This is a genomic window from Chromobacterium sphagni (assembly GCF_001855555.1).
In the GTDB taxonomy this organism is placed as follows: domain Bacteria; phylum Pseudomonadota; class Gammaproteobacteria; order Burkholderiales; family Chromobacteriaceae; genus Chromobacterium; species Chromobacterium sphagni.
In genome coordinates this window covers 116156-128440 of record NZ_MKCT01000050.1, presented here as the reverse complement: position 1 = coordinate 128440, position 12285 = coordinate 116156, and the positions used below count along the sequence as shown (strand labels likewise).

The 12285-nt window shown below is 64.5% G+C and carries 14 protein-coding genes; 6 read left to right on the top strand and 8 right to left on the bottom strand.

What is annotated here, in order from left to right; all coding sequences use genetic code 11:
- Window positions 1-42 precede the first annotated feature (42 nt).
- Both BI344_RS25895 and BI344_RS17115 read left to right on the top strand, forming a co-directional pair.
- Window positions 43-465: an OmpP1/FadL family transporter gene (locus BI344_RS25895; protein WP_071114070.1), complete on the top strand. Its 423-nt coding sequence runs from the start codon at window positions 43-45 to the stop codon at window positions 463-465.
- Window positions 371-1405, top strand: coding sequence for an outer membrane protein transport protein (locus BI344_RS17115; RefSeq protein WP_083370279.1), 1035 nt, complete (start codon window positions 371-373; stop codon window positions 1403-1405). Before BI344_RS25895 ends, BI344_RS17115 begins: the two co-directional genes overlap by 95 nt.
- Window positions 1406-1470: 65 nt before the next feature.
- On the opposite strand, the gene BI344_RS17110 is transcribed toward BI344_RS17115, so the two are convergent.
- Together BI344_RS17110 and BI344_RS17105 are read right to left on the bottom strand one after the other, a co-directional pair.
- Window positions 1471-2034 (bottom strand): cysteine dioxygenase, encoded by a 564-nt coding sequence (locus BI344_RS17110; protein WP_071114068.1) that lies wholly within the window; start codon window positions 2032-2034, stop codon window positions 1471-1473.
- A gap of 169 nt (window positions 2035-2203) precedes the next feature.
- Entirely contained in the window at window positions 2204-2683 is a 480-nt protein-coding gene (locus BI344_RS17105) for an Lrp/AsnC family transcriptional regulator (protein WP_071114067.1), read from the bottom strand.
- A 130-nt stretch (window positions 2684-2813) separates the two neighbouring features.
- Here BI344_RS17105 and phhA point away from each other — a divergent pair, with 130 nt between their 5' ends.
- The 3 genes from phhA (at window position 2814) to BI344_RS17090 (ending at window position 6857) form a co-directional block, all read left to right on the top strand.
- Entirely contained in the window at window positions 2814-3707 is an 894-nt protein-coding gene (gene phhA, locus BI344_RS17100; RefSeq protein ID WP_071114066.1) for a phenylalanine 4-monooxygenase, read from the top strand.
- A 434-nt stretch (window positions 3708-4141) separates the two neighbouring features.
- Window positions 4142-5596 (top strand): mannose-1-phosphate guanylyltransferase/mannose-6-phosphate isomerase, encoded by a 1455-nt coding sequence (locus BI344_RS17095; protein ID WP_071114065.1) that lies wholly within the window; start codon window positions 4142-4144, stop codon window positions 5594-5596.
- Between the two features lie 85 nt (window positions 5597-5681).
- Window positions 5682-6857 carry a glycosyltransferase gene (locus tag BI344_RS17090; RefSeq protein ID WP_071114064.1) on the top strand — a complete coding sequence of 392 codons (1176 nt, stop codon included), beginning with the start codon at window positions 5682-5684 and terminating at the stop codon, window positions 6855-6857.
- A gap of 63 nt (window positions 6858-6920) precedes the next feature.
- Here the strand turns inward: BI344_RS17090 and pcp are convergent, their stop codons facing one another.
- Genes pcp through pxpB form a run of 6 tightly spaced genes read right to left on the bottom strand, consistent with a single transcriptional unit; the run spans window position 6921 to window position 11614 of the window.
- Window positions 6921-7553 (bottom strand): pyroglutamyl-peptidase I, encoded by a 633-nt coding sequence (gene pcp / locus BI344_RS17085; protein WP_071114063.1) that lies wholly within the window; start codon window positions 7551-7553, stop codon window positions 6921-6923.
- Window positions 7554-7565: 12 nt separating this feature from the next.
- Window positions 7566-8522: a DUF979 domain-containing protein gene (locus BI344_RS17080; RefSeq protein ID WP_071114062.1), complete on the bottom strand. Its 957-nt coding sequence runs from the start codon at window positions 8520-8522 to the stop codon at window positions 7566-7568.
- The gene (locus BI344_RS17075) at window positions 8519-9235 is read right to left on the bottom strand and encodes a DUF969 domain-containing protein (RefSeq protein WP_071114061.1); all 717 of its coding nucleotides are present in this window, start codon (window positions 9233-9235) and stop codon (window positions 8519-8521) included. The genes BI344_RS17080 and BI344_RS17075 overlap by 4 nt, the downstream gene beginning before the upstream one ends.
- Window positions 9236-9292: 57 nt before the next feature.
- A complete protein-coding gene (gene pxpA, locus BI344_RS17070) occupies window positions 9293-10033 on the bottom strand; it encodes a 5-oxoprolinase subunit PxpA (protein ID WP_071114060.1) in 741 nt (246 codons plus the stop codon).
- On the bottom strand, window positions 10023-10949 hold the full coding sequence (locus BI344_RS17065) for a 5-oxoprolinase subunit C family protein (protein WP_071114059.1): 927 nt from the start codon (window positions 10947-10949) through the stop codon (window positions 10023-10025). Before BI344_RS17065 ends, pxpA begins: the two co-directional genes overlap by 11 nt.
- Entirely contained in the window at window positions 10937-11614 is a 678-nt protein-coding gene (gene pxpB / locus BI344_RS17060) for a 5-oxoprolinase subunit PxpB (RefSeq protein WP_071114058.1), read from the bottom strand. The genes BI344_RS17065 and pxpB overlap by 13 nt, the downstream gene beginning before the upstream one ends.
- A gap of 147 nt (window positions 11615-11761) precedes the next feature.
- Here pxpB and BI344_RS17055 point away from each other — a divergent pair, with 147 nt between their 5' ends.
- Window positions 11762-12274, top strand: coding sequence for a winged helix DNA-binding protein (locus BI344_RS17055; RefSeq protein WP_071114057.1), 513 nt, complete (start codon window positions 11762-11764; stop codon window positions 12272-12274).
- The last annotated feature ends 11 nt before the right edge of the window (window positions 12275-12285 follow it).

Genomic DNA, 12285 nt, shown 5'->3' with positions numbered 1-12285 from the left:
GCCATGCGGCGCAATGAAGAACACGTCAGGAACATAACCATAATGCAATCTGCTGTCTCGCACCGCTCGCCGCGTCTGCTTTCCTTGGTCATCGCCAGTTTGTGCGCCGCATCCCCCGCCGCTCATGCAGCCGGTTTCCAGTTGACTGAACAGAGCGTGGCCGGCATGGGCCGCGCCCACGCCGGCGCCGGCATGGCCGGCGACGACCTGTCGGCGGTGTTCTACAACCCGGCCGGCATGACTCTGCTGCAAGGCAGCCGCGTGCAAGGCGGTTTGACCTACGCCGAAGTCGATGCGCCGTTCAGCGGCAGCAATGCCACCACCAGTGTCAACCCGATCACCAAACAGGTGATGAGTGTGCATACGGCGGATGCCTCGGACAATGGCCGCGCTCCGGGCGTGGCCATCCCCAACGCCTATTTTACCCACCAGATCAGCGACAAGCTGTACGCCGGGTGGGCTTGACCACGCCGTTCGGCCTGGGCGCGCGTTACAGCGACAGCTGGGGGGGCGCGACAGCGGCATCTCCAGCTCCATCATGACGTTGGACATCAATCCTTCGCTGGCCTACAAGTTTGACGAGCATTGGAGCTTCGGCGCCGGCGTTTCCGCCCAGTACGCCAAGGCCCATCTGAAAAAGGGCGCTTATCTGCCCGGCGCCACCGGCGAGATCAAGGCCGACAGCTGGGGCTTCGGCTACGATCTGGGCGTGATGTACAGCTATAGCGCCGACACCCGCGTCGGCCTGTCCTACCGTTCCAAGATCGACCACCATGCCAAGGGCGACTACACCAACAATGGTTTTGCCAACAATAGTCCGTTGCTGGCGCAACTGGACGGCACCTACGCCGGTTCGGCGGACGTCAGCACCCCTGAGTCGCTGCTGCTGAGCGGCTACAGCAAGTTGAATAGCAAGTTTGCGGTTGGCGCCACCGCGCGCTGGACGCGCTGGAGCCGTTTCGACCAGTTGGTGATCAAGGGTAGTCCGACTTTCACTTATCCGGCGATCGTGCCCGGACTTGGCGGCCGATCGGTCGATACCACCACCACCATCGACAACCACTGGAAGAACAGCTGGATGTTCTCGGTGGGCGGCGACTACTTCTACAGCGACGCGTTGACGCTGCGCAGCGGCCTGGGTTATGAAACCACTCCGGTGGCCAACGCCCAGCACCGCAATCCGCTGATCCCGGACGCCGACCGCATCTGGCTGAGCCTGGGCGCCGGCTATAAGATCAGCAAGCAGGCTACGGTGGACATCAGCTACGCCTACCTGCGCGCGGTGGGCGACAGGAAGATCGACAACGTCTCCAAGAGCCCGTTCGGCACCCAGAGCCATCTGCAGGGCCAATACGGCTCCATCACCGGCCATCTGCTGGGCATGCAGATGCGATACCGCTTCTGATCGCTTGATGCGAAATGAAAACAGGCACGGCATTGCGCCGTGCCTTTTTTGCGTTCCGCGAGAGCTTATATCTGGTATTCCAGGCAATCGTCGCCATGCCTCAGCCTGTGTTGCTGCGGTTCCAGTCCGAACAACTCCATCCGCCGCAACGGCGGCGAGTACAGGTGCAGGGTGACCAGATCTTCGCCGTCCGGCTGCTGGTTGGCCACCTGGTGGATGTCGAGATGACCGTTGACCACCAGGCTGCCGGCAGCCAGCTCGCGGGTTTCGCGCGAGGCCACCAAGCCGGACGGCGTTTGCTCGAATACGGTTTCGACGGCGACGCCCTGCAATACCCGCACGCCACACAGGCTGCCCCGGTGGTTGTGGATCTGGCTGCGCTGGCCGCTGCGCCAGCACAGCAACAATAGTTCGCAGAAATCGTTGGCGTAAATGCGGTTGCGGCGATACTGGCGGTCGCCGAAGCGCCAGAACGGCGCGAGGTCGGCGCGGGAGAGCCGCAACGCATGATGGAAGAGGCGGATTTCCTCCAGGCCGAGACTGGCGCGGCATTGCTCCAGCTGGCTCAGGCATGACAGCAGGCCGGCGCTCATGTCATCCGGCGACAATGGCGGGCTGGGCGCTTCCATCGGCTTCTCCTTCCGGTCCGGGCGTGAGGTTGGCGCATTGCGGCGATGTCTCGTCTCGACAGCTTGATGGAATATCGCTGGGGACGGCTTGATGTGCTTATCAGCGAATTCAGCTGGCGGCACGGTTGCGGTATAGCCGCTGCGGCGTGGAAAGTGGATGGCAGAAATGTCAGGGCAAGGATGACAGCGGCAGTTTCATCGTCTGTTTGATGGCGTTGAGCACGATGGTGGATTTCACGCTGCGCACCAGCGACAACTGCATCAGCTTGTTCATCACGAAGGTGGACAGCGAGGGCAGGTCCGGCACCACGATACGCAGCAGGTAGTCGGCTTCGCCGGCGGCGGCGTAGCATTCCAGCACTTCCGGCAAAGCGTGGATGGATTGGGCGAAGTCCAGCAGCGCGCTTTCGTTATGCCGCTCCAGGCTGACATTGGCGAAAGCCATCACGGAGAGGCCCACCTGCTCCGGATCCAGCGCCACTTGATAACCCTGGATGATGCCGCTTTGCTCCATGCGCTGGATGCGGCGGCCGATCTGCGAAGCGGACAGGGGTATTTCCTGCGCCAGCTTCTGGTGGGTGGCGCGGGCATCCTGTTGCAGTTGCTGCAGGATCTGCAGGTCGAAGCGGTCTAGCTCTATTTTGCGCATAATTTGCACTATATGACATTTAATGCGGCAAGTATGCAAAATTTATGGAATTTAGGCAAATAATGCGGTCTTCCCGCATGTTCAAGGGGCTAAACTAGAGTAAATAACCCACAGTTCCAGGAGCCCCGCAATGAACGACCGCGCCGACTTTGTCGTGCCCGACATCACCACCCGCAAGAATGTGGGGCTGAGTCACGACGCCAGCGATTACACGCTGCCGCAGCCGCTGGATCGTTACAGCGCGGAAGACCACGACACCTGGGCCACGCTTTACCAGCGCCAGTGCGCGCTGTTGCCGGGCCGCGCCTGCGACGAGTTCCTGCAGGGTCTGGAGCAATTGGGCGTGGACGCCGATAGGGTGCCGGACTTCGACAAGCTCAACCGGCAGTTGATGGCCGCCACCGGCTGGAAGATTGTCGCGGTGCCGGGGCTGATTCCCGACGACGTGTTCTTCGAGCACCTGGCTAACCGCCGCTTCCCCGTCACCTGGTGGCTGCGGGAGCCGCACCAGCTGGATTACCTGCAGGAGCCGGACGTGTTCCACGACCTGTTCGGCCATGTGCCGCTACTGATCAACCCGGTGTTCGCCGACTATCTGGAGGCCTACGGCAAGGGCGGCATGAAGGCCAAGAGCCTGGGCGCGTTGCCGATGCTGGCGCGCCTGTACTGGTACACGGTGGAGTTCGGCCTGATCGATACGCCGCAGGGCACGCGCATCTACGGCGCCGGCATCCTGTCCAGCAAGTCGGAGTCGATCTATTGCCTTGACAGCGCCAGCCCCAACCGGGTGGGTTTCGATCTGTTGCGCATCATGAATACCCGCTACCGGATAGACACCTTCCAGAAAACCTATTTCGTCATCGACAGCTTCAAGCAATTATTCGACGCCACCGCGCCCGACTTCACGCCGCTTTACCAGCAGTTGGCGGACGCGCAGCCGTGGGGCGCCGGCGATATCGCTCCAGACGACAAGGTGGTCAATCGCGGCGACCGGCAAGGTTGGGCCGACAGCGACGACGTCTAGACGGCTTTCCTGCAGATGGCCGGGCCTGCATTGCGCGGGCTTTTTTCATGTTTGCTGGCTGGGCTACAGCCATAGAAACAAGAAATAATTCAGAAACGCGGATACACCATCCCCTTAAACCTGCTAACTCCCGCATGGCAGGAGCCTATGGACGGACTGCGGCCGCTTGATCACTGCATGCACATTCTGTTTGCTGCATGGATGCCGGCCCGTCTGTTCATGTGTTTATGTCTGCATTCGCCATGACGCGCGTAGCTGATTCAGGCGGGATGTTCAGATCAACGGTGATCAAGCGAAGCCTATACACTAGTTATGATAACGGGTCGGGTCTGACCTGGAGCGCATAGAGGAAACTGGCCAGCGTGGTTCGACAGATGCATCGTGCTGCGCGCGATGCTCAACGGGGAACCGGGCGACCTATCGAGATGGCGAACATGCAAACGACAGAGCTGATTCCCTGCATCATATCCGGCGGAGCCGGTACCCGTTTATGGCCGGTTTCGCGTCAGGAGCTTCCCAAGCCTTTCATCCGGATGGCCGACAAGCAGAGCTTGCTGCAAAAGACTTTTCTGCGCGCGGCACGGCTGCCTGGCGTTCGGCGGATGATGGTGATCACCAGCCAGCAAGTGATGTTCCATACCTTGGCGGAGTACGGGGAGGTCAATGAACGGGGCCTGGATCTGGAAATGTTGTTGGAGCCGGTGGGCCGAAATACCGCTCCCGCCATCGCCGCCGCTGTCTTGGATGTGCTGTCGCGTGGCGATGGACGCCGCGTGATGTTGTTGGTGTTGCCAGCTGATCATCTGCTGGAGGACGAGGTGGCTTTTGCCGAGGCGGTGGCCCGCGCCCAAGCGTTGGCTGAGCAAGGCCGTCTTGTCACCTTTGGCTTGAAACCCAGCAGGCCGGAAACAGGTTTCGGCTATATCGAACAGGGAGAGGCCGTTTCCCAGCTGGGTTGCCGGGTGGCGCGCTTCATCGAAAAGCCGGATGCCGCCACCGCCGCCAGCTATCTGGCCGATGGCCGTTTCTTGTGGAATAGCGGCATGTTCTGTTTTGCCGCTGAAACCATGCGCGCTGAACTGGCCAGGCATGCGCCGGATGTGCTTGCCAGCGTCGCCGCGTGCCTGGAGGTCAGTCCGGACCTGGTTGGCGCCGGTCGTCGCCAGCGCGAACTGGATCGGGACAGTTTCAGCCGCTGTGCCGATATTTCCATTGATTATGCCGTGATGGAAAGATCGAGCGAAGTGGCGGTGGTGCCGTGTGAGTTGGGATGGAGCGATATTGGCAGCTGGGACAGCTTAGCCAAAGAATACCCGCAAGACGAAAACGGCAATGCCAGTTGCGGCGAGACGCTGCTTCACGATACCCATAATTCTTTCGTGCAAAGCTGCGGTCGGCTGGTGGCGACGCTGGGAGTGGACAATCTGTTGGTGATCGATACGCCGGACGCGTTGCTGGTAGCCGACCGCACCCGCAGCCAGGAGGTGAGAAACATCGCTGCGGAGTTAAAGCGACGCGGCCACCCGGCCTATTTGTTGCATCGCACCTCGCAACGTCCCTGGGGCCAGTACACGGTGCTGGAGGACAGCCCGCATTACAAGATCAAGCGTATTGTGGTCAGAGCAGGGGCTTCATTGTCGTTGCAATTGCATCACCATCGCAGCGAGCACTGGATCGTGGTCAGTGGCACCGCTCTGGTAATCAACGGCGAGGACGAGAAGCTGGTTCACACTAATCAATCCACCTTCATCCCTGCAGGGAAAAGGCATCGTCTGGCCAATCCGGGCGTGATCGAGCTGGTGATGATAGAAGTGCAGAGCGGCGATTACCTTGGCGAGGACGATATCGTCCGTTTCGACGACCACTATGGCCGAGGTCCGGCCGGATGACGCGCGCGGCGCCGGTGGCAACGGGCGGTCCGTATACTCCTAGCCGTATCCTGGCGCAACCCGCCAGTTTGACGAGGGCATTCTGATGTGCATTGCACTGCTGGCGCCGCTGCCGCCGGAGCAAAACGATATTGCCGATTACGCCGAGGCCTGGAGCCAAGCGATGCGCGTAGGCGGCGTCGATGTGTCGACTCCGCTGCGCGGCCAGACGCTGTCGCCCTATCCATTGCTGCTGGCCCGGAAAATGCAGAAAGTGGATTGGGGAGCGGTGGATTTGGTGCACGCCGAACTGGGCGGCGGCAACGAGTTCCTGGCGCTGGAATGGCTGGCCGAGAACCATCCCGATCTGCCGCTGACCGCCACCGCGCACGATCCCGAGCGGCTGGTGTGGCGACCGATGCGCTTGCCGGGGCCGCTGGCGCTGGCCGAACGCTTGCCGCGCCCTCTGTACCTGATGGCCGCGTTGCTGGCAGATCCTTTGTTGTTGGCGCGCGAGCGCAGCTTGGCTGCCAGATTGTCACGGTTGGTGTCCCTGACTGCTGGCGGGGCGCAGTGTCTGGCGCAAAAGATGCGGCTGCCGTCGGGGCGGGTGCTGCATATTGCGCATGGCAATCAGCCATTGCCGGCGGAGCCGTTGCCGCCAGTCCACCCATTCAAGCTGTTGTATTTCGGTTTTATCTCCCGCGGCAAAGGCATAGAGGATCTATTGCGCGCGCTGGCGATTCTAGGCAGAACGCGGCCCAGGCTGCCTGTGGAGCTGAAGTTGACCCTGGCGGGCGGGGCCGTGCTTGGCCGCGCCGGCAGCGATCTGGAGCGGCTGAAGGAGCATGCCCGGCGGTTGGGCCTGAGCGAGTCGATGCTGGAATGGCGGTTGAATGTGCCGATAGGCCAGGTTCCCAGGCTGGTCCAGTCGCATCACGCGCTGGCGCTGCCTTGCCGCGCATCGCCGAAATCAGCTTGGCTGGGTCGGCGCAGGGGGGGGCACGGCGTGTTGTCCTGGGCCGCCGCCTGTGGGCGCAGCGTGGTCAGCTCGGATGCCTTCGTCCAGGCCGAGGAGGTGTCGCGCGGCTACGGCGCGGTGTATCCGCAGGGGGATTGCCAGGCCTTGGCGCGCGAACTGGGGCGTTTGCTGGATGAGCCGCAGTTGCTGGCCGAACGCGGAGAGCGGGCTGCGGACCTGGGACGGGAGCGTGCCTGGCCGCGCATCGCCGAGCAGTTCCGGCAGGTGTTCGAGCCGTTGCGGCGCAGCAGGGCGGAATGAGCTTCTGGCCAGGCGGGCGATGCCGGAAGCCTGTTGCGGCTCGAACCGCCATCGCCGATGGCGCTAGTGGGTGGCGCCGCCCTCCACGGCCAGATCCTGGCGGTGGGCCAGCGCCAGCTCCACCGCCAGTTTGAGCGCCGCCACGCAGTCGTCCAGGCTCATGCTGGGGGCGCCGGGATGCTGGGCCGCCTGCTCGGGCAGGTAGGGAATATGGATGAAGCCGGCGCGCGGCCCGCGGCGGTGCAGCAGGCCGTACATCACATGGTTGCAGACGAAAGTGCCGGCGGTTTGCGATACCGAGGCCGGGATGCCCCGGGCGCGCAAGCCGGCGACGATGGCCTTGATCGGCAGCGTGGAGAAGTAGGCGGCCGGACCGTCCACGGCGATGGACCTGTCTATCGGTTGCTGGCCGGCGTTGTCGGCGATGCGGGCGTCGTCGATATTGATCGCCACCCGTTCCACGCTGATATCCGCCCGGCCGCCGGCCTGGCCGACGGCGATGACCATGGCCGGCCGCAATTCGGCCAGATGGCCGTCCAGCGCCGCAAGCGCCGCGCCGAACACGCAGGGCAACTGGCGCGCGACGATGCGCGCGCCGCCCAGTTGCACGCCATCCAGCCGGCGGGCGGCCTCCCAGGACGGATTGACGGTTTCGCCGCCAAATGGCTCGAAACCGGTCAGCAGTACGGTTTTCATCTTGTGTTCTCCTCAGCGGAACATCAGCCAGTTCATCAGCGCGGCGTTGACCGCCAGCAGCAGCAGCGCGGTGGGCACCTGGGCCTTGATCACGGCGTTCTTGTCCGGCAGCTCCAGCAAGGCGACCGGCACGATGTTGAAATTGGCCGCCATCGGCGTCATCAGCGTGCCGCAGTAGCCGGAGAACATGCCTATCGCCGCCATTACCGCCGCGTCGCCATGATGCATTCCCAGCAGGAAGGGAATGCCGATGCCGGCGGTCATCACCGGGAAGGCGGCGAAGGCATTGCCCATGATCATGGTGAGCAGCGCCATCCCCAGCACGTAGGCCAGCACCGCCACCCAGCGGGTGTCCAGCGCTAGATAGCCGGTGGCCATATGCGCCACCGCCTTGCCGGCGCCGGCATCGGCAAACAGCAGGCCCAGCACCGCCAGCATCTGCGGCAGCAGCACGGCCCAGCCCATGCAGTCCAGCAAGCGGTGGGTTTCGCGCATGCCCTGGGCGGGCGTTTCCCGGGTCAGGCGGCAGGCCAGCGCGAAAGAGGCCAGGCAGGAAACGCCCAGTGCCAGCAGGGTGACGTTCTTGGGGTCGAACAGCGGCGCGCCGGCCAGTTTCATATCCTTGACCGCCAGGCTGAGCGCCACGGTCAGCAACGGCACCAGCAGCGAGGGCAGAAACACCTTGCGGCCCAGCTTCTGCAGGCTGTCCTGTAAACGGAGCGCCGGCAAGGCGACATGGTGGCCGCTGCCGAGACGGCCCAGGCCGGCCAGCAGCACGATGGCCAGCACGATGATGCCGGAGAGTTCGGCCGGCAGCCAGTCGCCGGCCAGGAACAGCAGGCCGAACAGTCCCCAGAAGGCGGCGCTGCCGTAGCGGCGCGGGTGGGTGGTGTCGGCCAGCGTGTAGGCGGCCACCAGCAGTAGCGCCGCGCCGGCCAGCCAGTACAGGTAATCGACATGCAGGATCATGCGTGCTGCTCCTTCAGCCTGGGCGCCGCGCCGGAACGGCGCAGCAACTGGCGCTCCAGCCGCATCAGCCGCGCGGCGTGGATGATGAAGGCGAACAACGCGGTGGGAATGCCCCATAGCGCGATGTGCAGCGGCTCGGCGGCGACGCCGTTCTCTTGCAGGAAGGTGTGCATCAGGATCACCGCGCCGAAGGCGACGAAGATGTCTTCGCCGAAGAACAGGCCGACATTGTCGGTGGCGGCGCACATGGCGCGCAGCTGCTGCTGTTGCGCCGGATTGAGCTCGCCGTGCTGTTTTTCCCAGGCGCCTTCGGTCATCGGCGCCAGGATGGGACGCACCATCTGCGGGTGGCCGCCCAGGCCGGTGAGGCCGAGCGCGGCGGACAACTCGCGCACCAGCAGGTAGGCGATCAGCAGACGACTGGCGGTGGCGTTGCGTATGCCCTGTATCCAGTCGCGGGCCTGTTCGCGCAGGCCATGCCTTTCCATCAGTCCGGCCACCGGCAGCACCAGCAGTAGGATCAGGGTGAGATTGCGGGTTTTCATGAAGCCCTGGCCCAGCTTGGCGAGGATGGCCAGCGGCATCATGCCGGCGGCCAGGCCAGTGACGATGCCGGCGGCGCATACCACCAACAGCGGATTGAAGCGCAGCAGGAAGCCTGCGACGACCACCGCTATGCCTAGCAGCGGCCACAGATTGACAGCTTGATCCATGGTGTCTCCTTGGGTTGGGCCGCGTCGCGGTCTTGCCGCCGCCTGGCGCGGCGCTTGCTATTTGCCTGCGCTCACCTTGACGCCTTGCGCGGCGAGGTGCTGGCGCAGGCGGTCGGCGAATTCCGCCGCGCGGGGACCGTCGCCGTGCAGGCAGATGGTGTCGGCGCGCAGCGGCACGCTTTCGCCGTTGACCGCGAGCACCCGCTGCCGTCGCACCAGGTCGTCGACCTGGGCCAGCATCGCCTCGGCGTTGTTCAGCAGGTCGCCTGGCGTGCCGCGCGGCACCAGGCTGCCGTCGGGGCGGTAGCCGCGGTCGGCGAAAGCCTCTTGCCACACGGCCAGCCCCTCGGTGCGGCAGGCGGAGAGGAAGCGGCTGCCGGCCAGGCCCACCACCCGCAGGGCGGGGTTGAAGTCGCGGATGGCGCGGGCCAGGACGGCGGCCAGCGCGGGGTCGCGCGCAGCCTGGTTGTACAGCGCGCCGTGTGGTTTGACGTGGCGCATCGCGCCGCCCTCGGCGCGGACGATGGCGTCAAGCGCGCCCAGTTGATACAGGAAGCCGGCGCGGATGGTTCCCGGCGACAACTGCATTTCGCTGCGGCCGAAGTTGTCGCGGTCGGGAAAGCTGGGGTGGGCGCCGATGGCGACGCCGCGTTGCAGCGCCATGCGCACTACCTGCAGCATGGTTTCCGCGCTGCCGGCATGCCAGCCGCAGGCGATGTTGGCCGAGCTGATGTGCTCGAGCAGCGCGGCGTCGTCGCCGCAGTCTTCTCCCAGGTCGGCGTTGAGGTCAATTTGCATGCAGCAGCCTTTCGATGCGGTTCTGATAGCGCAGCAATTGCTGGCGGGCCTGGCGGGCGCTGTCCTGATCCGCCGGGATGAAATGCAGCTCGCTGCCCAGCGCGGCCTGCCCCAGCTGCCACAGGTCCGACTCTACCACCATGCCCAGCCGGGGATAGCCGCCGGTGGCCTGGGCGTCGGCCATCAGCACGATGGGCTGGCCGTCCGGCGGCAACTGGATCAGCCCGGGCAGCACGCCGTGGGACAGCATGCTGCCGCCTTCCCCGGAGGGCAGCGGCGGGCCGGCCAGCCGATAGCCCATGCGGTTGCTGTGCGGCGTCACCCGCCAGCGCGTATGCCAGAAGCGCTCGCGCGCCGGCTTGGGCAGCAAGTGGAACTCCGGTCCGGGGCAGACCCGGATCTGGTTGCCGGGACGGGGCAGCCAGACGCCGATCCTCGGTCCGGGCGGCTGGGGCTCGCCCAGCGGCAGCCGGTCGCCGTCGCGCAGCGCGCGCCCGTCCAGGCCGCCGAAGCCGGCCATCAGGTCGGTGCTGGCCGAGCCCATCGGGCGCGCCGCCACGATGCCGCCGTCCAATGCCAGGTAGGCGCGCATGCCGAAGCGCGGCGCTTGCAGCTGCAGTACCTGTCCGGCATGAAAGCGGGTGCGCCAGCCTGGCCATACCGGCGCGCCGTCGAGCAGGGCCAGACAGTCGGCTCCGGCCAGCGCCAGCTGGCCGTCGCGCAGCAGGCGGAAGCTGGCCGGCGGCAGCGTGATCTCCAGCGCGGCGGTATTGGCGTGATTGCCCACCAGGCGGTTGGCGATGCCCAGCGCCAGCGTGTCCATGGCGCCGGCGCGGCAGACGCCGAGATGCCGGACGCCGAAGCGTCCCAGATCTTGCACCGTGGTTTGCGGTCCGGCCTTGATCACTTCCAGCATGCGGGCTCCTCGATGGCGACGAAGCGGACGATGTCGCCCGGCTGCAGGCTGCAGGGCGGCTGGCGGTTGGGATCGAACAATACGACGTCGCTGTGGCCTATGATTTGCCAGCCGCCGGGTGAGGCGGCCGGATAGATGCCGGTCTGGCTGCCGCCTATCGCCACCGAGCCGGCCGGTACTTTGGTTCTGGGCGCGGCGCGGCGCGGCGTGGCCAGCCGGGACGCCAGGCCGCCCAGGTAGGCGAAGCCGGGCTGAAAGCCGAGGAAGAAAACCGTGTAGTCGCTTGCGCAATGCATGTCCACCACCTGGCGCAAGCTAAGTCCGCAGTGACGCGCCACTTCGTCCAGATCCGGGCCGTGCCGGCCGCCGTAGCAAACCGGAATTTCCACCTGCCGCTGCGGGATGTCGGCCTGTCCGGCTTGCTGCCACAGCTTGCGCAGCCGGGCCGGCAACGCGGCTGCGAGCGGCGAATCCGCGTGCAGCTCCACGGTGAGGTTGTTCATGCCCGGCACGATTTCGCGTATGCCGTCGCCGCCTTGCAGCTGCTGGGCCAGCCACCAGATGCGGCGCTGGCAATCCAGGGTGGCGGGCGGGGGCATTTCCAGCGTCAGCGCCTGGCTGCCCAGCCAGTGTATCGAGGGGGAGGAGGGAAGGGCTGTAGGCATCGGGTTTTGAAGAAATGCGGTTTGGGAATATAGTTATGATTATGGGTTAATTGAATGTAATGATGCAATGTTAATAATTTCTCGTCAATTTATTAGAATAAAGGGATGGGAAGGCCTTGGATTTCGAGAAACCGGAGACGAATGTCAATGACGAATGATTTGCCGAAGATCGTGTCTTCACAGCATCTGGTGTCGGAGCGCAGCCCTGAGTTGTCGGAGTTCGAATTCAGCCTGACAGTGGTGAACAATGCCTTCCACCGCTGGATGGTGCGTTGCATGGCCGCCGCCGGGGAAAAGGACATGACGCCGACCGAGGTGCTGCTGGTGCATCACGTCAATCATCGCGGCCGGCAGAAGAAGCTGGCTGACATTTGCTTCGTGCTGAACATGGAGGATACCCATGTGGTGGCCTATGCCTTGAAGAAGCTGGTGAAGATGGGGTATGTGCACAGCGAGAAGAACGGCAAGGAAGTGCTGTTTTCCACCACCAACAGCGGGCGCGAGCTGTGCGAGCGCTACCGCCAGGTACGCGAGCAATGTCTGATGCCGACGCTGAGCGATGGCGGCATCGCCAACCCGGCCATCGGGGAGGTGGCCCAGCTGATGCGCGCGCTGGCCGGGGTGTACGATCAGGCGGCGCGGGCCGGCGCCTCGTTCTGAAGCTTGGCCGG